This window comes from Streptomyces sp. HSG2 (assembly GCF_016598575.1).
Taxonomy (GTDB): Bacteria; Actinomycetota; Actinomycetes; order Streptomycetales; family Streptomycetaceae; genus Streptomyces.
This window is the reverse complement of record NZ_CP066801.1, coordinates 5178297-5199726: the sequence shown is the minus strand read 5'-3', so window position 1 is coordinate 5199726 and position 21430 is coordinate 5178297. Positions and strand designations below refer to the sequence as shown.

At 68.5% G+C, this 21430-nt stretch carries 18 protein-coding genes and 1 pseudogene; 7 read left to right on the top strand and 12 right to left on the bottom strand.

Annotation, left to right across the window (positions count from 1 at the left end; all coding sequences use genetic code 11):
* Positions 1-104: 104 nt before the first annotated feature.
* The 3 genes from JEK78_RS22625 to JEK78_RS22615 all read right to left on the bottom strand — a co-directional run bounded on the left by JEK78_RS22625 (position 105) and on the right by JEK78_RS22615 (position 3334).
* Positions 105-1306, bottom strand: a protein-coding gene (locus tag JEK78_RS22625) for an IS3 family transposase (protein ID WP_200264315.1) whose coding sequence is annotated in 2 segments (ribosomal slippage) — positions 105-1015 and positions 1015-1306 — 1203 coding nt in all. Because the reading frame shifts where the segments join, the coding sequence is not laid out codon by codon here.
* A gap of 778 nt (positions 1307-2084) precedes the next feature.
* Positions 2085-2507, bottom strand: coding sequence for a hypothetical protein (locus JEK78_RS22620; protein WP_200259772.1), 423 nt, complete (start codon positions 2505-2507; stop codon positions 2085-2087).
* Positions 2504-3334, bottom strand: a complete 831-nt coding sequence (locus JEK78_RS22615; protein WP_200259770.1) for an IS5 family transposase — start codon at positions 3332-3334, stop codon at positions 2504-2506. Before JEK78_RS22615 ends, JEK78_RS22620 begins: the two co-directional genes overlap by 4 nt.
* Positions 3335-3440: 106 nt before the next feature.
* Between JEK78_RS22615 and JEK78_RS22610 the strand changes: the two genes are divergently transcribed.
* Positions 3441-3755: a hypothetical protein gene (locus JEK78_RS22610; protein WP_200259767.1), complete on the top strand. Its 315-nt coding sequence runs from the start codon at positions 3441-3443 to the stop codon at positions 3753-3755.
* Between the two features lie 64 nt (positions 3756-3819).
* On the opposite strand, the gene JEK78_RS22605 is transcribed toward JEK78_RS22610, so the two are convergent.
* The 8 genes from JEK78_RS22605 to JEK78_RS22570 form a co-directional block, all read right to left on the bottom strand.
* Entirely contained in the window at positions 3820-5526 is a 1707-nt protein-coding gene (locus JEK78_RS22605) for an IS1634 family transposase (protein WP_200262012.1), read from the bottom strand.
* 498 nt (positions 5527-6024) lie between these two features.
* The gene (locus tag JEK78_RS22600; RefSeq protein ID WP_200262011.1) at positions 6025-7545 is read right to left on the bottom strand and encodes an ISKra4 family transposase; all 1521 of its coding nucleotides are present in this window, start codon (positions 7543-7545) and stop codon (positions 6025-6027) included.
* A gap of 66 nt (positions 7546-7611) precedes the next feature.
* On the bottom strand, positions 7612-8127 hold the full coding sequence (locus JEK78_RS22595) for a hypothetical protein (RefSeq protein WP_200262010.1): 516 nt from the start codon (positions 8125-8127) through the stop codon (positions 7612-7614).
* Positions 8128-8572: 445 nt separating this feature from the next.
* The gene (locus JEK78_RS22590) at positions 8573-9328 is read right to left on the bottom strand and encodes an ABC transporter permease (RefSeq protein ID WP_200262009.1); all 756 of its coding nucleotides are present in this window, start codon (positions 9326-9328) and stop codon (positions 8573-8575) included.
* 9 nt (positions 9329-9337) lie between these two features.
* A complete protein-coding gene (locus JEK78_RS22585; protein ID WP_200262008.1) occupies positions 9338-10300 on the bottom strand; it encodes an ATP-binding cassette domain-containing protein in 963 nt (320 codons plus the stop codon).
* Positions 10301-10359: 59 nt separating this feature from the next.
* Entirely contained in the window at positions 10360-11007 is a 648-nt protein-coding gene (locus tag JEK78_RS22580; protein ID WP_200262007.1) for a PadR family transcriptional regulator, read from the bottom strand.
* 76 nt (positions 11008-11083) lie between these two features.
* A complete protein-coding gene (locus tag JEK78_RS22575; protein ID WP_242483189.1) occupies positions 11084-11857 on the bottom strand; it encodes a hypothetical protein in 774 nt (257 codons plus the stop codon).
* A gap of 374 nt (positions 11858-12231) precedes the next feature.
* Positions 12232-13433 (bottom strand): IS3 family transposase gene (locus JEK78_RS22570; RefSeq protein WP_200259843.1). Its coding sequence is split into 2 segments (ribosomal slippage): positions 12232-13142 and positions 13142-13433, totalling 1203 coding nucleotides; the frame shifts between segments, so codons are not numbered across the junction.
* 71 nt (positions 13434-13504) lie between these two features.
* Here JEK78_RS22570 and JEK78_RS22565 point away from each other — a divergent pair.
* Both JEK78_RS22565 and JEK78_RS22560 read left to right on the top strand, forming a co-directional pair.
* A pseudogene (locus tag JEK78_RS22565) lies at positions 13505-13654 on the top strand (IS5/IS1182 family transposase); the annotation flags it as partial.
* Positions 13651-14049: a hypothetical protein gene (locus JEK78_RS22560; RefSeq protein ID WP_200262006.1), complete on the top strand. Its 399-nt coding sequence runs from the start codon at positions 13651-13653 to the stop codon at positions 14047-14049. The pseudogene JEK78_RS22565 and the gene JEK78_RS22560, both read left to right, overlap by 4 nt.
* A gap of 339 nt (positions 14050-14388) precedes the next feature.
* Here JEK78_RS22560 and JEK78_RS22555 read toward each other — a convergent pair whose 3' ends face one another.
* Positions 14389-15261 carry an isopenicillin N synthase family oxygenase gene (locus JEK78_RS22555; RefSeq protein WP_200262005.1) on the bottom strand — a complete coding sequence of 291 codons (873 nt, stop codon included), beginning with the start codon at positions 15259-15261 and terminating at the stop codon, positions 14389-14391.
* Positions 15262-15782: 521 nt separating this feature from the next.
* Here JEK78_RS22555 and JEK78_RS22550 point away from each other — a divergent pair.
* From JEK78_RS22550 to JEK78_RS22535, 4 genes are all read left to right on the top strand, one after another.
* Positions 15783-16757, top strand: coding sequence for an NADPH:quinone reductase (locus tag JEK78_RS22550; protein ID WP_200262004.1), 975 nt, complete (start codon positions 15783-15785; stop codon positions 16755-16757).
* A 160-nt stretch (positions 16758-16917) separates the two neighbouring features.
* A complete protein-coding gene (locus tag JEK78_RS22545; protein ID WP_200262003.1) occupies positions 16918-17469 on the top strand; it encodes an SRPBCC family protein in 552 nt (183 codons plus the stop codon).
* Between the two features lie 112 nt (positions 17470-17581).
* Positions 17582-19147 (top strand): AMP-binding protein, encoded by a 1566-nt coding sequence (locus JEK78_RS22540; RefSeq protein WP_200262002.1) that lies wholly within the window; start codon positions 17582-17584, stop codon positions 19145-19147.
* Positions 19148-19416: 269 nt separating this feature from the next.
* Positions 19417-21393, top strand: coding sequence for an FAD/NAD(P)-binding protein (locus JEK78_RS22535; RefSeq protein WP_200262001.1), 1977 nt, complete (start codon positions 19417-19419; stop codon positions 21391-21393).
* The last annotated feature ends 37 nt before the right edge of the window (positions 21394-21430 follow it).

The following is a 21430-nucleotide window of genomic DNA, read 5'->3' as shown; positions in this document are numbered from 1 at the left end:
CTTCTCCGGCCGCTTGCCCTTGCGGCGGCCGGTGGTGACCAGACCTCGGCGGCCGGAGTGCGTCGACTCTCGCGTGGGCCTTGACCCCGAATCCTGGACACGGGCTATGCGGCTTGAGCCAGCGTAGTTGATGTTGCGGCGAGTGCCGTCTCGTAGGCGATCGGGCTGCGTTGTCCGAGTCGTGAGTGGCGGCGTCGGGTGTTGTAGCGGTTCAGCCATCGGAAGGCGTCGAGCCGGGCTTCGCGCTCGCTGGACCAGCTCTTGCGGCCTTGGAGGGTTTCCCGCTTGAACGTCGCGTTGAAGGACTCGGCCAGCGCGTTGTCCGCCGAGCTGCCGACCGCGCTCATGGACTGGCGGACACCGGCCTTCGCGCAGGCGTGGGCGAAGGCCCGACTGGTGTATTGCGCCCCGTGGTCGCTGTGCATGACGGCCCCCGCGAGGCTGCCGCGGGTCCGTATCGCCGCGTCCAGGGCATCGGTGACGAGCTCGGTCCGCATGTGATCGGCCAGCGCCCATCCGGCCAGGCGGCGCGAGGCGAGGTCGATGACCGTGGCGAGATAGAGGAACTTCCCACCTTCCAGCGGGAGATACGTAATATCGCCGGCATACCTGGTGTTCGGCTCCGTGGCGGTGAAGTCCCGGCCGATCAGGTCGGGCGCCTTCGCGGCGGCCGGGTCCGGGACCGTGGTGCGGTGTCTGCGGCGCAGGCGCGTCCCGGCGATACCGGCAGTGCGCATGAGGCGGGCGACGCGCTTGTGGTTGACGCGCTCACCGTCCTCGCGGAGCTCGGCGGTGATCCTGGGGACACCGTAGGTGCCGTCCGACTCCCGGTGGACGGTTTGGATCCGTGCGGCGAGCTGGGCGTCGGCCGCCCGGCGGGCCGCCCGGTCCGGTGCGGTCCGGCGCCAGTAGTAGAAGCTGGAGCGGGCGATGCCCAGGACCTGGCACAACCGCTTCACGCCGTATCGGCGCTGGTGGTCGCAGACGAACTGGAAGCGGTTCACCAGCGCGTCTCCCCGGCGAAATACTTCGCGGCCTTCCGCAGGAGCTCGCGTTCCTCCTCCAGCTCGCGGATCTTCTTCCGCGCGGCGGCGAGCTCTGCCTGAAGCGAAGGCTCCGGCACCGCCGGACCCTCCGGGCGGCGGCCACGGGGACGGGCGGCACCGGCCGCCCGGATCCAGTTCCTCAGCGTCTCCGGGTTGACCCCCAGATCAGCGGCGACCGACTTGATCGTCGCCCCGGGCCGCGACTCGTACAGCGCGACCGCGTCCGCCTTGAACTCAGGCGGGTAGTGCTTCATGACCACGGGACATCCGTTCTCCTGGACCTTCAAGATCCAAGTGTCTCGGGTGTCCAGGATCCGGGGTCAAGGCCCCGTTACCAAGGCTGTTGGCGGTGGGATGCGCGAGACTCCCGAGGTGCTGATTGGTCTTCTTCTCATCGCGACCCTTCTGTGGGTGGTCGTGGTCCCAGTGCTTCTGTCCTTTCCTTGGCCGGTTCAGCGCTGGGTATTGGCGTCTTGGGAGCGCTTCGAGCGATGGCGTGCCGACTTGGGGGTGCGTCGAGCTGCTCCACTCCTAACGCAGCTCCTGTTGGTGCCGCCTCACATACAAGATCGTGTCGGCGGCCATGGGTTGGCCCCTGGGTATGTCGTGCGGTGGTGGCGTGCCTGGCCTCTGGCCGGCTCGTTCGTGGCCTTCCGGTGTGTGGTGTTGCTGGCCATCGCGATGGATGCCGACGTGGCCGACTGGGGGAACCTGCGGCTAAGCGCTGAGCCGGGTCCGCATCCTGGTGCTGTGCAGAGGCTGCTCAGCCATGTCGTGTTGGAGCGAAATTCGTTCGGGGGTTTCTCTGCGGCCGATGTGTGGCCCGGGTTCGACGTAATTCGGCAGTCTGGAGAGGCGAATCTGGGGCCTGACCTGGGTGGACATGCGTGTGTCCGCCTGGAGGGCGTGTCTCTAGGCGGTGGTGTTCTCGCTGGTCAGCGAGGTGTGGGCTGAAGTGAGAGTGCGGAACGTGAGCTCTTGTCCGTTTCGTGATTGAGGGTTGGGGAAGGACCGCTGGTCGTGGGTTCGGGGTGGCCTTCAGGTCTCGGGGCGGGTGAACAAGCCGGGTTCAGGTTCGACGAGGATGCCGCGGCTGACCAGGCGTTTCAGTTTGGAGCGGATGCCTTCGGTGTTCTTCGGGAGGGTCGGCAGGTCGAGGGCCTGGCAGAGGTCGCGGGCGCGCATCGGTCGGCCCTCGTCGGCCAGGGCGGTGAGGATCTGCTGGTAGGCGGGGTGGTCCGGGATGTCGGGGCGGTCCGGCTCAGTGGCGGGTGTGGGCAGTGGGAGAGCGAGGAGGGTCTTGCGGGTGATGCGCAGGTTCTCGCTCTCCGCGTCGATCTCGCCGAGCCGCACTCTGAGCTCCTCGATGCGGTCCCGGAACTGCCCGGCCTGGTCGGCTAGTTCACGCTCGCGGGTTTCGATGTGTTCCAGGATGGCTTTGACCTGTGGGTTCTCGCTCACGTGGTCCTCCAGGAAGCGAGGGTGGCTCCGGTGAGTCGGCGGCTCATCACGGAGGTCATCGCCCAGAAGACGCGGGATCGGGAGGAGGCGGGCCGGTGTTCGTAGTCGCGTACGAGACGGCGGTAGAACATCAGGATCCCGTTCGTCTGCTCCACGATCCACCGCTTGGCCTGCACGACGAAGCCCTTGCCGGCCGGGTTGCGCTCGACGATCTCGACGTCGATGCCCACGTTCTTGCCGTGATCGACGACCTTCTTCTTGAAGCCCTGGTCGACCAGGGCTTTGGCCACGGTGTCGCACTGCCCGGCGACACCGTCCAGCAGGGCGATGCCGGCGGTGTTCTCGTGCGCGGAGGCGGGCAGGACGACGCAGTCCACGACCAGGCCCAGTACGTCCACGGCCAGGCATCTCTTCCTCCCCGGCACCCTTTTCGCGGCGTCCTTGCCGGTCGTCGTGGCCGGGACGCCGACTGCGGCGTGGATGCTCTGCGTGTCCAGGATCACCAGGCTCGGGTCGGCTAATCGTTTCCGCTTCTCTCGCAGATGCCAGCGCAGCAGGTCGTGAATGTCCTGGTCGGTGCCCTCGTCGCGCCAGAGGTAGAAGTAGTACTTCACCGCTCCGGGCGGGGGCATGTCGTGGGGCAGGAACTCCCACTGACACCCCGTGCGATTCTGGTAGAGGATGGCGTTCACGATCTCCCGCATCGCGTACTTCCCCTGATGCCCGCTGACCGACGGATGCCGGGCCTTCCACGCCGTGATCACGGGTTCGACGAGCTCCCACTGCTCATCGGTGAGATCACTCGGGTACGGCTTGCGCATGCTCATGCCACAACCCAAGCGAACCCCGAACGCCTGACCGGCAACGATGCCCCAACGTCACACCATCGAGCGATGACAAGACCGACAGAACGCCACATACCGCACTCTCAGAGTGCGGCTCGGCGAGATCGACGCGGAGAGCGAGAACCTGCGCATCACCCGCAAGACCCTCCTCGCTCTCCCACTGCCCACACCCGCCACTGAGCCGGACCGCCCCGACATCCCGGACCACCCCGCCTACCAGCAGATCCTCACCGCCCTGGCCGACGAGGGCCGACCGATGCGCGCCCGCGACCTCTGCCAGGCCCTCGACCTGCCGACCCTCCCGAAGAACACCGAAGGCATCCGCTCCAAACTGAAACGCCTGGTCAGCCGCGGCATCCTCGTCGAACCTGAACCCGGCTTGTTCACCCGCCCCGAGACCTGAAGGCCACCCCGAACCCACGACCAGCGGTCCTTCCCCAACCCTCAATCACGAAACGGACAAGAGCTCACGTTCCGCACTCTGAGACGACCTGCTTGGGGGCGGGGATGTCCAGCTTCGCGAGTAGGTCGCGCTGAGGCTTGGTCAGGGTGGTGACCTGCTGGAACGTGCCGGTGCGGCCGGTGAAGGTGCCCAGATGGAGGCGGTCGAGTTCGCGTCGGATGTGCGGCCAGGTCTTGCCGGTGGTGGTCTCGGTGATCCGGATGAGGAGGAGGGCGAGCCAGCAGAGGATGACGTGGGCTCGGATGCGTTCTTCGAGGCGGTGGTAGACGGGCCGCAGGTCGATGATCTGCTTCATGTCGCGCCAGCCGCGCTCGACTTCGAGCAGTTGCTTGTAGCCCAGCGCGATGTCCTCGGCGCTCAGGTGGGGGTCCGAGCAGCGCAGGAGGTACTTCCCGTCGAGGTTCTCCTCCGCCTTGATCTTCGCCTGGTCGACGCGGAGCTTGCCGGCCGGGGTAGCGCGAAGGTAGCGGTTCAGGCCGGGCTTGTCGGCGATCTTCCCGCGTAGTTCACCCCGCTTGAAGTCGCTGAGCTTGTCGGTGTCGGCGATCAAGCCGGCCAGCTGGGCGACGAGTTGTTCGCGCATGTGCCGGTCACGCTCGGCCGCTTCAGGGTTGTGGCAGATGACGAACCGGTCGGTGTCGGATATCCGCACCTCCTTGACGCGCATGTTCTCGCCGACGTCCTGGTAGCGGCCCTGGCGGGACAGGGCGGCCTGCACCTCGGGACTTCCGGAGCGGAGCTTCTCGCCGATGATGTAGGCGTGGTCGCCCTTGCGCAGGTAGCGGCGGTTGGCGGCGGAGGAGAAACCGCGGTCTGCCACCCACACGATCTTGGACAGGGTCCAGTCCCGCATCTCGTCCTTGACCTGCCGGATCAGCGTCTGGTCGGAGGTGTTGCCCGGCCAGCACCAGCAGCGGACCGGGATGCCGTCCCTGGTGACGGCCATGCCGATCACGATCTGCGGCAGGTCGTCGCGGGAGTCCTTCGACTTGCCGTAGGTCCGAAACCCGGCCTGCCTGGCCTCGTTGTCGTCCACATCGTCGGCGTCCAGGCGCCGGCCCGCGTCGTTGCGGGCGAGGGGCTCGTCGGGCTCCTCCAGTTCGAAGTAGGTGCTGGTGGTATCGAAGAACAGCAGGTCGACCTCCAGGTTCAGCAGGTTCGCGACCTCGTCGAACACCTGCTTCTCCAAGTCGTCCTGCACCTCGTGCAGCCAGTCCATCGCCCGGTAGCAGGGCTGTTCGCCGGTCTCGGCCAGGCCGTCGATGTGCACGTCGTTCGTGATCCACTCCGCCGCCGCGAGCTTCGACGACGGGGCCAGCGCCCGGTTGGCGACCAGGGCGAACAGCACCCGCTCGGTCGCGGTCATGTCCCGGCGCCGGCCTCGCTTGGGCTGCCCGACCCGGCCACATCTGGTCGATCCGCACCGGCGCCACAGCTGGTCGAGCACATAGGCGCCGCCGAACGGCACCGAGGAGACGAACTCCAGGTCCGACGCCGCGGTTGCGGCCAGCGCGTCGCCCGGCTCCAGCAGCTTCGATAGAGACATGACCAGACGCCTGACCGCCTCGCGGTCCAGGTCGTCCTCGCGGCCGAAGGTGAACAGCACCTTCGGCACCGCCCGCCCCTTCACCGGATCCCACTCGTTGTGGGCCAGATGCAGGTACCGGACCGTGCCGGACTTGTTCTCCCGCTTCGTCGTCCTCACGTACATGGATCCAGACGATAGGCCGAAGTAGCAGGCCAACACAGGTGAATCAAGAAAGTCGTGTCTCTAGGCCATTCCAGCCGTTTGCGCCGTCCGCGCCCCGATGACCTGCACCTTCAGCCCGCAAGAGCCTCCAGGACCCTCGAATTACGTCGAACCCAGGTCTCTGGTTTCCCGGATACAGGCCCTGCATCTTCTGATCGCCACCCAGGGCCCGGCGGACCTGGCGCTCGATCAGGCAGAACACCAGCAGGGCCAGGCAGATCACGGTGACCAGTGAGCGACTCTGTCGGGAATCTTGAGGACTGGCAGTTAACGATCATGACGTTGCGTCAGGATCGTCAGACGTGATGCCGAAGTGCCCCAGGAGTCTGTCGTGTCCCTCCAGCCCCGTCCCGGAGCCGAGATCCCGCAGCTGACCGCGCGGGTCGCCCGGGCCGGCAATCCCCACGGCACCACCGCGATGTGGATCGGGTGCGGATCCTTTCGGGGGAAGGTCGTTGATCAAGCTCCGGGTTGGTGGTCGCGCTGGTTGGGGTAGGTGCGCTGGTGTTCCCGGGTGTGGTGGTAGGCGAGGTAGGAGTCGAGGTCGTCGTTGGCCTGGACTGCCCGGAGTTTGAGGACGGCTTCGGCGCTGTCCAGGCCCCAGCGGGCGCCGGTGATGTCGAGGCGGTCGCCCACGAGGTGGCGGCAGGCTCCTTCGACCGAGCCGGTTGCGATCGGCCAGCCCGCCTTCAGCGCGATGTCGTAGCGGAGCCGGCCGAGGTGCCCGGTCAGGTAGCGCACGCACGTCTCCACGCTGCCCCGTTTCGCTCCGCTGAGCTGGTCCTTCTCGGCCTGCGCGGTCATCTCCCGGGTGACACGGGCGGCGTGTCCGTGCAGGATCGCGGTGAGTTTCTCCGCGGCGAAGGTCTCCGCGGCCTCGCTGCCGACCGGGTGGAAGGCGTGGGCGGCCGTCCAGACATATTCCGCGACATGCACGAAGTCGATCAGGACGTGGATTCTCGCCCTGCGCCGCCGTGCCTCGGCCTCGATGAGGTCGAGTTGGTGGTGAGCGCCGTCGACCAGGATGAGCCAGGGACGGTGATGGCCCCGGTCACGGTCGGCGGCCTGGGTGAATGCCTCGGCGATCACATCGGCCGGGTCGTGGATGAGGGAGGCGGTGCACCACCGGTTGACGGCCTTCGGGCCGGGACTCGGTGTGCGCAGGCCGCTGCGGCCGCCGGGCGGATGGACGATGTCGTGCGGACGACGCTTCGCGGGGACGGTGTCGTGAACGCAGGCGATCGTCGCCATCCGCTTCCGATTCGGCTTCTCGCCCGGCGCGAGCCGGGCCTGACGACCCTGTCGCTTCTTCGCCTCGGCCGCCTTGCGGGTGGCTTCGCGCAGGGCTTCGGGTCGCATGACCACGCCTTTTTGGTCGACCTGGATGACCAGCGGCATATCAGCCGTGGACACAGGGGCGATCTTGTGGCGGTAGAAGGCGTCGATGTCGCGGGCGGCCTCGACGACCAGGGACTCGGACCGGCGCTTGCCCAGTACCGGCCCGCACCGCTCCCCAATCGCCTCCACGGCCTGCGCGAACGAGCCACGGATCGCCTCACGGACCGCGAGGCGCCTGATCCCGTGGCTGTGCCGGCCACGCGGGAGCGACAGCCGCACGTCCGCCGGGTGCACGTCGACGCGCCCCCGGCTCCGCCAGGCGCACCGCACCACACTCACCGTGCCGAACAGGCAGGTCAGCTGCCGGGCGCGGCCTGCTTCACGGTGCGCACGCACCTCACCGTCGGCACCCACGACCGCCTGGGACGGCGGGTGCTGTTCCTCGCGCAGGGCACGCAGGTCGAGGTGGTCCTGGAAGAACAAGCGCAGGACCTCCCGCCCGTCGGTGGCGATCAGCTCCTCCACCGCGGCATGGTTCAACGCGGCGGTCTCCGGTGCCGACAGCCGTGCTGCCAGCGCCTTCACCGCCTCCATCGACGAGGCGAACGGGTCAGGGACACAGCTGGTGTCGTAACGTTCCATCCGGGCTCTTCTTCCAGGCGTTCGTTTGGGTTCGCACCTACGAATGTAGTGAGAAGAGCCCCTTCATCACCGGGACTTGACGCCGCCCGTCACGCCTGCGGCCCTCCGCCGGGCGGACGCGGTGAACAGCCCCGCAGTCTGTTCGTCCAGCCAGCCCCGCTCGACCAGCCGTTTCAGCTTGCCCCGCGTTCCTTCGATCTTCGCCGTCTGGGCCGGCAGACCGATCCGGGGCACGATCTGCTTCGCCTGCACCGGCCCCGGCGCGTCATCGACCACGTCCACGATGTCCCGGTAGACCGGCGGGAGATCCGCGCTGGTCATCCCCTCCCGCCAGACCGTCACGGTCTGCACCCCCACGACCCGGCCCCCACCGACCGGCTCCGCCGCCAGTGCCGACGCATCGAGGACGATCCCTTCGGCCGCGAGCTCCTCCAGAGTCTCCCGCGCCACGGTCAGCCGCTCCAGCCGGCCCCGCTCCTCTTCCAGCCGGACCGTCAACGCGGCGATCTGCCCTTCGAGTTCCTCCACCCGACCCCTCACCGCCGCCTGTCTCGCCTCGAGTTCCCCGATCAACGAGCCCATCCGGCACCGCCTCCTCTACCGACACGGTAGAGACGCCACCACCCACTCCACACCCGGATCAGCAAATCCCCAGCTCAACCATCCCCCGAAAGGATCCGCACCCAATCCGGTTTGCCACAACGCACTCAGCCCTGCGGGCAGAGCGCGGAGAGTTGGCGGCCGGGCCGTGTCGGGGTGCCTCCCTGAGTGAGCCGACCTTGGGTCTGCTCAGGCTTGGTAACGCGAACGCGGATCACGAGCGCGTCACGGTCGACCTCCCGGCAGCGTGATCCGACGGACTCTACGGGACACGTCGGGCAGTACGCGCCGAGGTGGGCCAGAGGAAACGGGATGCGGCGGCCGAGGGGGTTCCCTTCGGCCGCCGTGAACGTCATCACGTGGCCGCACCGCGACAGTCGTCCGCCGCGCCCGCGACGACACCGGAGACCCGGAGACGTAGGAAGGCTCAGGCGTTGCACTTGGCGAAGATGCGGGTACCGGCCGTCGCTGACACGATCATCAGGCCGACCACCACAGCCAGCCCGGTCAGGACGGCGTGCGAGCCGTACTCGCCGGCGAAGAATCCGCGCATGGCGTCCACCGCGTACCGCAAGGGGTTGGCGGAGCCGATGGCCTTCAGCCAACTGGGGGCGTACGAGAGCGGCAGGAGGATGCCGGACAGCAGCATGAGCGGCAGGGCAATGCCGTTGAGGACGGGCGCGAAGAGCCACTCCGATGTCAGCTTCAGGGCCAGCGAGTAGGAGAGGAAGGCCAGGCTGATCCCGACGAGCATCATCATGGCGATGGCGGCCAGTACGCCCCCTACGGGAGCACGCAGCCCGAACAGCAGGGCGATGAGGACGATGACGACCGACTGGATGAACAGGGCCAGCACGTCCCAGAGCACCCGCCCCAGCAGCAGCCCGAGTCGGCTCGCCGGGGTTACCCGAAGTCGCTCCAGATAGCCGGAGCGGACATCGGGGATCAGGCCGAAGCCGGCGTAGCCGGTGGCGAAGAGGCCCAGTTGGACGAGCAGGCCCGGGATGTAGACCTGCCAGGCGGACGGGCCGCTCTCCGGCAGCATTTTGACCAGGAGCGGGCCGAAGAGGGCCATGTAGACGAACGGTTGGACGAGGCCGATGAGGAGGCCCATCCTCTTCTGCGCGGCGGCCGAGGCCTCGTCCCGGAAGACGATTCCCGCGTCTCGGATCGTGTGCATCATTGGGCTCCCTCAGGCGTGGACGGCGTCCGCGTCCGGCTGCGGACTGCGGTTGGTCATGGTCATGAAGACGTCGTCGAGCGAGGGCCTCGCCAAGCGCAGGGACTCCGCCCGGATGCGCGCGGACTCCAACTCGCGCAGCAGGTCGGCGAGGATGCGCTCGGTGCCTCGGCAACTGACCGACAGCACGGTGCCGTTCACTGAGACGCCGTGGACCTCTGCGTGGGCGTTGATCAGTTCGGCGGCTCGCGCCGCGTCGCCGTCCACCTCGATCTCGATGGTGTCGTGGGCGATGGCGGCCTTCAGGTTCTGCGGGCTGTCCTCGGCGATGATGCGGCCCTTGTCGATGATCAGGACCCGGTCGCAGAGGTTGTCGGCCTCGTCCAGGTAATGGGTGCTGAGGAACACGGTGGTGCCGTGCTCGTCGCGCAGGCGACGGATGTGTTCCCAGACACCGTTGCGGCTCTCGGGGTCGAGGTTGGCGGTGGGCTCGTCGAGGAAGAGCAGCTTCGGTTCGTGTACCAGACCGAGTGCCATGTCGACGCGGCGGCGCTGGCCGCCCGAGAGGCTCTGGATGACACGGTTCGCCAGCTCTTCGAGACCGAGCTGCGCGATCACCTCGTCGGCGCGGGCCTCGGCCTCGGGACGGGACATCCCGTAGAGGCGGGCCTGCAGGACGATGTCCCTGCGGACCGGGGAGCTGGGCTTGGATCCGCCTGCCTGGGAGACGTAGCCGATGTGCGTCCGGACCTTCGCCGCCTCCTGCATCAGATCGCATCCGGCGATGGTGGCCGTGCCCGAACTCGGGCCGAGCAGGGTGGTGAGCATTCGCATGGTGGTGGTCTTGCCGGCACCGTTGGGGCCGAGAAAACCGACGATCTCCCCCGCGTTCACGGTGAAGTCGACTCCGGCCACCGCCTCGACGCGGCCCTGCTTGGTGTGGAAAGTCTTGGCCAGCCCCTTGGCCTGGATCATGGGTAATGCCTCCTGTGACGGATCCTGTACGGCACGCTCGTGCGATGCGGGTGGTGCGGTCATGCCTGCAGTCCTTCGCGCTCTTTCTGCTCTTCTTGATCGGCCCATACCTGGCGGCCCTCCCTGGTGGTGAGTTCGGGCCAGGTGAGGGTGCCGTCCTGGATCTCGCTGACGATCCGGCCGGCCCAGTCCCGCTCGGCCTCGGCCATGGTCAGGGCGTATTCGAGTTCGATCACGAACAGCCGTGGCGTCTGCTGGCGTAGCACCTCGGACTGCGCCTGACGTGCCTGGTCGATCTCCTCGTCCAGCCGGGCAATGCGTTCCCGCAGAGCCAGGACCGCACGTTCGGGCCCCAGGACGCCGAGGTAGCTCACTGCGGCGAGGAAGCTGGGATATTCCTTCACCGGTGTGCGGACAAGTTCGTCCAGCCAGCTCATGAACTCCTTGCGGCCCATCTCGGTGTGGGCGTACACCTTGCGCTCCGGCCGGCGTCCGGCGCGCTCGGTGCTGTGTTCGGCGATCCAGCCCGCCCGGACGAGCGATTCGACGACGTCGTAGAGCGAACCGGTCTTGATCTTGAAGCTGGTGTCCTTGTTGCGTTCCCGCAGGGTCGTGGCCATCTCGTACGGATGCATCGGCTGCTCCAGCAGCAGTCCGAGGACTGCGAGCCCGAGCAGGTTGGAGACCGGCCGTTTGCGCGCCGCCATCTTTCAACCTCCTTTAGTCGGATCCGACTATACGGCATCGACTGATGTATCGATCGACCGGCGCATCGGCTGACGGTCAAGTCGTGGCGGACTCCGAGTGGAGCCGCAGCAGATACTCGGCCGTAGGGCCGGAGTCCGGTCGCAGGGCGTCCGGGCGGCCGCAGTGCAGGACCGTGCCCCCGGCCTCTCCGCTGCCTGGCCCCATGTCGATCAGCCAGTCCGCGGCGGCGGCCAGGTGCAGGTCGTGCTCGGCGAGTACAACGGTGTTGCCCGCGGCGAGGAGCACGTCGAAGGCGTCGACGAGAACCTGGACATCCGCCGGGTGCAGACCGGTGACCGGTTCGTCCAGCACGACCAGACCGGGCTGCCGCGAGCCCTTGGTCAGCGCGGCCGCCAGCTTCAGCCGCTGTGCCTCACCGCCCGAGAGCACTGTGGAGCTCTGCCCCAGCCGCAGATAGCCCAGACCAGTCTGCCGCAGGGCCGTGAGCACCGGCCGCAGTGCGGGAGTGTCGAGGACCTCGGTGGCCTCGTCGACGGTCAGGTCCAGAACCTCGTCGATGGCCAGTCCCTGGTAGGTCACCGCGAGCACGTCGGACCCGTACCGCCTGCCCTCACAGACGTCGCAGGTGACCCAGACGTCGGGCAGGAAGTTCATGTCGACCTGCCGCACGCCGTACCCGGTGCACGGCTCACAGCGGCCACCCGGCGAGTTGAAGGAGAAGGAGGCCGCGGTCAGCCCGCGGCGGGCGGCGGCGTCGGTGGCTGCGAAGAGGTTGCGGATCAGGTTGAAGGCCTTGGTGTACGTGGCCGGGTTGGAGCGCGGTGTCCGGCCGATGGGCTCCTGGTCCACCACGGTCGCCCAGTGAGCGACTCTGTCGGGAATCTTGAGATGCCGGTTGACTTTCCTTGGCGCCACCACAGTGGGCGGGGCAGGCTGCGCGCGTCGAGGTATTGCTGGAACGCGGTGGGAGGACGGGGCTGGTAGGTGGCGTCCACGGGCTCCTGGGCGCTGAGCCGCTCGACGTTGATCGCAAGTGCGGTCAACACGTGCTGGACGTGCGTCTCACCCAAGGCTGACAGAGAGGGGTGGCTGTGTCACTTTGTGAGGGAGTCATTTGGAGGCGGTTCCGGGAGTCGCCTCGTATGGCTCAGCAAGATCGATGTCAGTGAGTTTTGATGTCACTGACCCGCCGTGAGGCCTTGACCCCGAATCCTGGACACGGGCTATGCGGCTTGAGCCAGCGTAGTTGATGTTGCGGCGAGTGCCGTCTCGTAGGCGATCGGGCTGCGTTGTCCGAGTCGTGAGTGGCGGCGTCGGGTGTTGTAGCGGTTCAGCCATCGGAAGGCGTCGAGCCGGGCTTCGCGCTCGCTGGACCAGCTCTTGCGGCCTTGGAGGGTTTCCCGCTTGAACGTCGCGTTGAAGGACTCGGCCAGCGCGTTGTCCGCCGAGCTGCCGACCGCGCTCATGGACTGGCGGACACCGGCCTTCGCGCAGGCGTGGGCGAAGGCCCGACTGGTGTATTGCGCCCCGTGGTCGCTGTGCATGACGGCCCCCGCGAGGCTGCCGCGGGTCCGTATCGCCGCGTCCAGGGCATCGGTGACGAGCTCGGTCCGCATGTGATCGGCCAGCGCCCATCCGGCCAGGCGGCGCGAGGCGAGGTCGATGACCGTGGCGAGATAGAGGAACTTCCCACCTTCCAGCGGGAGATACGTAATATCGCCGGCATACCTGGTGTTCGGCTCCGTGGCGGTGAAGTCCCGGCCGATCAGGTCGGGCGCCTTCGCGGCGGCCGGGTCCGGGACCGTGGTGCGGTGTCTGCGGCGCAGGCGCGTCCCGGCGATACCGGCAGTGCGCATGAGGCGGGCGACGCGCTTGTGGTTGACGCGCTCACCGTCCTCGCGGAGCTCGGCGGTGATCCTGGGGACACCGTAGGTGCCGTCCGACTCCCGGTGGACGGTTTGGATCCGTGCGGCGAGCTGGGCGTCGGCCGCCCGGCGGGCCGCCCGGTCCGGTGCGGTCCGGCGCCAGTAGTAGAAGCTGGAGCGGGCGATGCCCAGGACCTGGCACAACCGCTTCACGCCGTATCGGCGCTGGTGGTCGCAGACGAACTGGAAGCGGTTCACCAGCGCGTCTCCCCGGCGAAATACTTCGCGGCCTTCCGCAGGAGCTCGCGTTCCTCCTCCAGCTCGCGGATCTTCTTCCGCGCGGCGGCGAGCTCTGCCTGAAGCGAAGACTCCGGCACCGCCGGACCCTCCGGGCGGCGGCCACGGGGACGGGCGGCACCGGCCGCCCGGATCCAGTTCCTCAGCGTCTCCGGGTTGACCCCCAGATCAGCGGCGACCGACTTGATCGTCGCCCCGGGCCGCGACTCGTACAGCGCGACCGCGTCCGCCTTGAACTCAGGCGGGTAGTGCTTCATGACCACGGGACATCCGTTCTCCTGGACCTTCAAGATCCAAGTGTCTCGGGTGTCCAGGATCCGGGGTCAAGGCCCCTCTCGTGCTCCACCGCCGCCTCGCCCGCGACTGCGACCACCGGCCCGACAACGCTGCCTCCCGCGTCTACTGGGCCTCCACTGCCGGCCTGCTCCGCCGCCTCACCACCCCGACCCCCGCCTGGCGTGACCACGTGGAGCTGGCCGCGTGAACGTCTTCGAGCTCCTGCGGCTGCTGCAGACCGAACACGACAAGACCACCGCCCATACCGACGACCTGCGTGAGCAGATCGACAGGCTCACCACCGCCCTCGTCGAGACCGAGGCCCGCCTGGCCGAACTCGCCACCACCCGCAAGGTCATCGACAGCCTCGCCCCGCCCGACTACGAACCGGCCCCCGCGGACACCGCCACTGTCTACCAGCGCATCGTGACTGCCTTCAACGAGCACCCCGAGAAGGTATTCCGCGTCCGCGACCTGCACGAACATCTCGGTCTGCCCGACGACGAGCCCTCGATCAACGTCACCCGCTCCCGCCTGGGACGACTCGTTCGCCAGGGATTCCTCGAGCAGCCCGGAAGTGGCCGCTATCAGAAACGGACTTAACGCCCTCTCACGTGTACGCCGACACTCGCCCTGCTCCTGGCCCGCATCGCCGAGACCCAGACCGGACAGACCTGGCCGACACTGCGCCACGAACTCGACCGCATCAAGCTCGGCACCTTCACCGGCCCCGCCGGCACCTTCCAGCAGCGCACCGAGATCACCAAACCCCAACGCGACCTGCTGAACGCCCTCAAGCTCGACCCACCGCCACGGATCTACCAGCTCGCCCCCGCGAGCCGCTGACCAGCACGAACCACCGGCCCTAGATACACGCCGTCCCACCAGCCGACGGCGCGTTTCCGCACGTCAACACCCGAATCTACGGACTATCCCGCTACATCAACTGCGGAACCCGGGCCAGTCGGCCCACCGGCTGCCTTGCGGGACGGCGTGGGAGGCGGGCGGCTCCGCCCAGGGAGGCGGGTGGCAGAACTGTGCCAGGCTCGGGCGGGCGCCGCGGTCTGCCGGTTCCTCGATCGCTCGGTGGGACGTCGACCTGGCGATGCCGCCCGTGAGACGTTCGAGTTCGACGCCGACGCTGAACAGCGCGTAGCCCTCCGGAGCGTCGACGGTGGTCCATCGCCGATCCGAGAGGAACTCGATTCCGACCGGTCTGGGGCGCAGAGCCGCGACCTCGACTTCTCGGCGGCGCGAAGCACCGGGCCCCGGGGGACTCGCGAGGGGCACAACCCCTCCCCGGATGGTGCGCACGGCCTCGCTGACGACAGGTCCCACACGCAACATGCCGTCGAAGTGTCCCGGGGGCGCGCCGAGCGCGTGGGCGACCGCGCCGAGGGCTTCGCGCTGGACTCGGAGCATGCGTCCGTGCAACTCGCGCAGAGCCGAGCCGATGCCGGGCACCAGGTGGTCGGGAAAGTGGAGGACCGGGTAGCGGTCCGGGAACCCTTCCCTCAGGGGGTGTCCTGAGGGAAGGCTCGTGCTCCAGTGGAACATCTCGGATCGAGCCCCCGGCGGGCTCTCGCCCGCCGTCGGAAGGGCTGGGCGGGTGTAGCCGGAGCGGCCGGCGGCGCCCGGCACACGGCAGTCCGCCTTGTCCGACGGCGGGAGGTCGAAGAAGCAGTCGAGAAATGCCTGCGCCTCGTCGAGCAGTGGTTGCGGCAGGGTGCTCCGGACGAGGAACGCTCCGAGTCTCAGGGCCTCCCGCACGTGGTTCCGGTCGCCGCGGTGGCCCAGGGGAATCTCCATCAACATGGCATGTCCTTGTCATCAACGAGACCTCGACAGGCCGATGCCGCGCGGACCCCCGTCCGGCGATCCGACGTTCGGTTCGCCCGGGTCCCGACCCGACGGCGAGGATCGATCGGCCCGGCCAGGGCGGGGCAGCCCCCGCGGCCTCACGCGTACCGACAGGCCCGTCGCCGGCACACCTCTGTCCCCCGTGATCGTGATCGTCCTGGTCTTCACGACGCTACGACCGCTCGACGCGGGGCGCGACCGCCGGTGCACGGATGTGGCAACTCGACCGGAAACGGCAGCGGTCCCCGCCCGGGCGGAGCGCGAGTCCGGCGGTCGACCCAGATGCCCTCGGACTGCTCAGGGGCCCGGAGGGCTTGCGCGACGGCCACCCGCGGGCCGTCCCGACGCCCCTGCCTGCCGGCGACCGGCGGCGGGGCACGCGGCCCGGACCCCGACCGTCGGAACCTGACGTACCGTGTCGCATTCCATGATCGAGGGTCGACCGTCGCGTGGGGTCGGATGCGAGACTCCGCCGCATGCGTGCTGCCTTCATCACCGAGCTGGGCTCACCGAGCGTCATTCGATACGGTGAGCTTCCCCCTCCCGTGCCCGGACCGAACGACGTACTCGTCGACGTCGAGTTCACCGCTGTCAACCATGTGGACACCTTCGTCCGCTCCGGGGCGTGGCGGACCCCGCTCCCCTTCCCCTTCGTCATCGGCCGCGATCTGGTCGGCAGTGTCGCGGCAGCGGGGCCCGGTGCTCCCGGCTTTCGTCCGGGCGACCGGGTGTGGTGCAACAGTCTGGGCCACGCCGGCCGTCAAGGCGCCGCCGGGGAGCAAGTGGTGGTGGGCGTCGACCGGCTCTACCGACTGCCGGAGGGGGCGGACCCGGTGGACGCCGTGGCATCGGCGCACCCGGCGGTCACCGCACACTTGGCTCTCTTCGCCCACGGCCGGTTGAAGGCGGGCGAGACGGTGGCCGTCCTCGGCGCCGCCGGGAACGTCGGAGGGGCGATCACGACGATGGCCGTCGCGGCGGGGGCACGAGTGATCGCGGTCGCGGCCTCTCGGGACGAGGAGTACGTCCGCTCCCTCGGGGCCCACGAGTTCGTGAACTACCGCGACGACGTGGCTGCCCGGATTCGGTCCCGTGCACCGGGCGGGGTGGATCTCCACGTGGACACCTCAGGACGCAACGATCTGGAGACCGCCGTCGACCTCTTGGCCGGTCGCGGCCGGCTGATTCTGTTGGCGGGGCTCCTGACGCGTCCCGTCCTGCCGGTGGGACCGCTCTACCTGATGGATCGTTCCGTCCACGGCTTCGCCATCTCGCAGGCGGACACCACGCAACTGGCCGAGGCCGCGCGGGGCGTCACGGGATTGCTCGCCTCCGGGGGCCTGCGCCCCCGCGCCACGGAGGTGTTGCCGTTGCGCGCGGCGGCCGAGGCCCATCGCCGAATCGAAGGCGGAGAGGTGCGAGGAAAGCTCGTTCTCGACGTGCGTCACTGAACCGTCACTCCTCGCCCGGAAACTCGCCGATCGGTCGGGGCGGGAAAGGTTGTTCCACTCTCGACGGATGATACGAGAAAGCGACACGTCCTGAATTCGACTTGACGGAACCAGGATTTCTCGATTGCCCCTCCGGCAGGACTCCCAGCAGAATGTCGCCATGGACAACGAAGCATCGATCATCGACAGTTCCCCCCTCTTCGATCTCCGCTCCCGTATTCGGGTCCGGGCCACTCCGAGGGAAGTCTACGCGGTCGTCAGTGATCTGACGCGGAGCGGTGAGTGGAGTCCGGAATGCCGCGGGGGCGAGTGGGTCAGCGGCTCTCCTTCGACCGTGGGCGCGGTCTTCCGGGGCGAGAACCTTCGAGGTGAGGAGGTCGTCGGCTGGGCGCCACTGGTCCGCGGCACCTGGCACACGGAGGCCCGCGTGGTCGCCGCGGACCCAGGCAGGACCTTCCGCTGGATGATGCTCACCCATGCCCGCGACGCGCAGGAGTCCGTCTGGGGATTCGACATCGAGGAATCGGAATCCGACACCTCGTGGCTGATCCACCACTTCCGCATGGGGAAGGCGACCGCGGGAATACACAAGATCGTCGAAGATCTCGACGAAGAGTCCCGCAAACGGTTCGTGAGCGACTGGACAGCGAAACTGGAACAGGATCTCGACGACACCCTCCGTCGTGTCAAGACCGTCGTCGAGAGTAGCTGAGAAGCCTCCACACATCCACGCTCGTCGTGGCGGTTCAGGGTTGCGCCTGTCAATCCTCCCGCCCATCCCCACCAATTGACGCACCCACAGTCATGGACGAGAGATCGGGTACATGTTTCTCCAGCGAATAGGAAACAAGGGAATCCGCCTCGGCACGCTCTTCGATCGAGCCGCCGCTCGGCACCCGGCGAACTTCGTGGTCCTCGACCACGACCTGGACATCGCCCCGGAGCTGGCTCGTCGCTCCAGCCTCACGGAACTCGCCGACTTGGTGGCGGACTTCTCCTCCCGCCTGTGGGCCGCCCGCGTGCGACCCGGCGATCACGTGGTGATCCACAAGAGCGACAACTTCGACATCTCGCTCCTCGCGTGCGCCGTGGCGCGCACCGGGGCCATACCGGTGCTGCTCTCGCCCAAGCTCGACGGCGCCACCGTGGCCGAACTGCTCCGTCGGGTGGGGCGGCCGTTCCTGGTGACCGACCAGGCCAAACTGGAGCACGACCTGCCTGCGGAGGTCTTCGGTCTCTCCCACGCCGTGCTCCTGACCAGCGGTGACCACCGGGGCTCCACCACTCTCGCCTCTCTGGCCGGGGCGAGGCGGATCGATCCCGTGGCCATGCCCGTCGACCACCCGACCCTGATCACCCACACGTCGGGGACGACCGGGACACCGAAGTTGGCCGTCCACACGGGCATGAGCTTCCAGGCCCGCTACCGCCCCCAGGCCACGGTACTGGCCACGATCCTGGCACGGCGGGAGCCGATAGCCGTTCACGTCTCCTTCGTGCACTCGAGGATGTTCACCGCGATGCCCATCTCCATTCTCCAAGGGCATCCACTGATCATCCTGCGGGACGACGACCCGGCGGCCGTCGGCGACCTCTTCACCCGCGTCCCGCCCGGTTTCATCGAGGCCCATCCCAACACGTTCCTGCGGTGGGAGGTGCTGGCGGACGACCCCCGCGCCCCTCTGTCTGAGGTCAAGTACTTCTCCAGCACCTTCGACGCCATCCACCCGCGCACCGTGAACCGCCTCCTACAGGCGTCCCGGCGGAAGGGATGTCGCTTCGCCCAGGCATACGGGCAGAGCGAGGTCGGCCCCATCGCGGCCAGGACCTACACCCTCGAGGACGGCGCCGACTTCGACGGTCGCTGCGTGGGCGTGCCGTTCCCGGGCATGACCGGGGTACGCGTGGTCAGCCGCGACGGCAATCCGCCGAGCCGGGACAACCCCGGATTCATCGAGGTCAGGAGCGACGGTCGCATCGTCACCTACCTGGGAGAACACGAGCGCTGGCAGAAGCAGGTGCACGACGGCTGGTGGCGTATGGGCGACGTCGGATACCGAACCAGGCGGGGATGCCTGCACCTCCTCGACCGCGAGGTCGACGAGATCCCGGGGGTGCAATCCACGCTGGAGATCGAGGACAGACTGTTCACGCGACTGCCCGAACTCGTGGAGGTCATCATCGTGCCCGGGGCCGACGGACGACCGGTTCCGGTGGTCTGCACCCGGGACGACCGGCCTCTCGACCCTGTCGCCTGGAGCCGCGCCGTGGCCGACCTGCCCGTGCTGGCCTCTCCGGCACAGTGGCGTTTGGAAGACCTGCCCCAGACGGCCACGACCAAGATCAAGCGCTTGGAACTGGCACGCCTGTTGACGCCCGAGGCCGCCTAGAAGGGCGTGTTCCGATAGTCGCGTCGTCCGCCCGAAGGGCGGGCCCGGCGGTGTCCGGTGCGCGTGATCGCGAGGCGGAGGGGTCGCCCCGGTGCCCGATGTGTCGAGGCGATCCGGACAGCGCGGCGAGCGTGCGTGCCCGACGCCGCCTGACAGGCGGGGCTTCGAGAACACGCGCTGGCTCCTCGCACCAGGACCCCCTCCACCGATGGCCCGCGCACCGGCCCCGCGCGGCGTTCCCCACCAGTGCCCCCGAAACGGAGTCCCGCATGAACGCAACTCGCATGGAAGTGTGCATCATCGGCGCCGGGCCACGTGGTCTGTCCGTCCTCGAACGCCTGCTGGCCAACGAGCGACACAGTCCGTCCCACGAGTCCGTGACCGTGCACGTAGTCGATCCCTCGGCCCCCGGCGCAGGCAACGTCTGGCGTCCGGAACAGAGCCGGCATCTGCTCATGAACACGGTCGCCTCCCAGATCACCGTCTTCACCGACGACAGCGCCACCATCGAGGGCCCCATCGAGAGCGGGCCGAGCCTCCACGAGTGGGCCGAGAGCCTCGCCCTGCTCGGTGACCCGGCCGACCACGAGGCCGGAGTGCTCGCCGAGGCCAGGGCCCTCGGTCCCGACGACTACCCCACCCGCGCCTTCTACGGCCACTACCTGCACGACTGCTTCAGGCGGGTGGTCTCGAACGCTCCGGCGCACACCCAGGTGACCGTCCATCGTTCCAGGGCTGTCGCCATGGCCGACACCCACGGCGTGCCGGGCGGTCCGCAGGGCGTGCGTCTGGAGGACGGCACCCGGCTGAACGAGCTGGACGCCATCGTGATGGCCCAGGGGCACGTCCCGGCGCGCCTCTCGGCCCGCGAGGCACGCACCGCCAGCTTGGCCAGGATCCACCACCTGACCTATGTGACCCCCGCCAACCCGGCGGACCTGCCGTTGGACGGCATCGGACCGGGCGAGAACGTGCTGTTGCGTGGTCTGGGCCTCAACTTCTTCGACCACATGGCCCTCTTCACCCTGGGGCGCGGCGGGGCCTTCGAGCGGGTGGACGGTGGACTCGTGTATCGGGCCTCGGGCAGGGAACCCCGCCTGTTCGCCTTCTCTCGGCGGGGCATCCCGTACCACGCTCGGGGGGAGAACCAGAAGGGCGCCACGGGCCGCTACTTTCCCCGGCTGCTGACCCCCGAGTACATCGCGGAACTTCGAGAGCGTGCGGCGGACGGCGTCCCGGTCAACTTCACCGTGGACCTGTGGCCGCTGATCTCTCGCGAGGTGCAGACCGTCTACTACGAGGCGCTGCTGAGCGGGCGTGGGGAGCCCGAGCGTCGCGAGGGTTTCGCGGAGCGGTTCCTTTCCCTGCCCGCGGAGGCCGACGCCGGTGCCCTGCTGGCCGAGTACGGGCTGGAGGGCGACAGGTGGGACTGGAAGCAGCTGTCGCTTCCGTACGGGGAGCGGCGCTTCGCGGATCGCGCTGACTTCACCGGCTGGTTGCTCGGCTATCTGCGGCGCGATGTGGAGCGCGCCAGGGCGGGCAACGTCACGGGACCGGTGAAGTCCGCCCTCGACGTACTGCGCGACCTGCGCAACGAGATTCGCCTCGCCGTCGACCACGGCGGTCTGGAGGGCAACTCGCACCGGGACGATCTCGAGGGCTGGTACACGCCGCTCAACGCCTTCCTGTCGATCGGTCCCCCCGCGTCCCGTATCGAGGAGATGATCGCGCTTGTCGAGGCCGGTGTGCTCACGGTCATGGGGCCCGGGACGCAGGTCCGCATCGACACCACGGCCCAGATGTACGTGGCGCACTCCACGCTCGTGCCCGGCGACGCGGTGCGCGCCATGACCCTGATCGAGGCGCGACTGCCGGAACCGGACCTGCGTCGGACCGAGGACCCGCTGCTCAGGCATCTGCTCGACACCGACCAGGCCACTCCGTATCGGATCAGGGGCGAGGCGGGCACGGAGTACGAGACCGGTGGCCTGGCCGTCACCGAACGGCCGTACCGGCTGCTCGACGGCAAGGGCCACGCCCACCCTCGCCGTTTCGCCTACGGCGTGCCGACGGAATCGGTGCACTGGGTCACCGCGGCCGGGATCCGACCCGGCGTCGACTCCGTGACCGTAGGCGACTCGGACGCCATCGCGCGGAGCGTGCTGAGTCTCCCCCGGGCCGCTCGTGTCCCGAGCGAGGCACGCCCGGTCGCCGCCGACACTGATCCCCTGGGGGTGATCGTGTGACGACCAGCCCTCCGACGGCCGATGAGGCCCGAGGTGT

Excerpts from the sequence above, each read along its gene's own strand:
- JEK78_RS22605 (WP_200262012.1), bottom strand. The coding sequence starts at position 5,526 with ATGTACGTGAGGACGACGAAGCGGGAGAACAAGTCCGGCACGGTCCGG.
- JEK78_RS22615 (WP_200259770.1), bottom strand. The coding sequence starts at position 3,334 with ATGAGCATGCGCAAGCCGTACCCGAGTGATCTCACCGATGAGCAGTGG.
- JEK78_RS22545 (WP_200262003.1), top strand. The coding sequence starts at position 16,918 with ATGGACAACGAAGCATCGATCATCGACAGTTCCCCCCTCTTCGATCTC.
- JEK78_RS22555 (WP_200262005.1), bottom strand. The coding sequence starts at position 15,261 with ATGTTGATGGAGATTCCCCTGGGCCACCGCGGCGACCGGAACCACGTG.
- JEK78_RS22590 (WP_200262009.1), bottom strand. The coding sequence starts at position 9,328 with ATGATGCACACGATCCGAGACGCGGGAATCGTCTTCCGGGACGAGGCC.
- JEK78_RS22585 (WP_200262008.1), bottom strand. The coding sequence starts at position 10,300 with ATGATCCAGGCCAAGGGGCTGGCCAAGACTTTCCACACCAAGCAGGGC.
- JEK78_RS22540 (WP_200262002.1), top strand. The coding sequence starts at position 17,582 with ATGTTTCTCCAGCGAATAGGAAACAAGGGAATCCGCCTCGGCACGCTC.
- JEK78_RS22595 (WP_200262010.1), bottom strand. The coding sequence starts at position 8,127 with ATGGGCTCGTTGATCGGGGAACTCGAGGCGAGACAGGCGGCGGTGAGG.
- JEK78_RS22535 (WP_200262001.1), top strand. The coding sequence starts at position 19,417 with ATGAACGCAACTCGCATGGAAGTGTGCATCATCGGCGCCGGGCCACGT.
- JEK78_RS22550 (WP_200262004.1), top strand. The coding sequence starts at position 15,783 with ATGCGTGCTGCCTTCATCACCGAGCTGGGCTCACCGAGCGTCATTCGA.
- JEK78_RS22580 (WP_200262007.1), bottom strand. The coding sequence starts at position 11,007 with ATGGCGGCGCGCAAACGGCCGGTCTCCAACCTGCTCGGGCTCGCAGTC.
- JEK78_RS22600 (WP_200262011.1), bottom strand. The coding sequence starts at position 7,545 with ATGGAACGTTACGACACCAGCTGTGTCCCTGACCCGTTCGCCTCGTCG.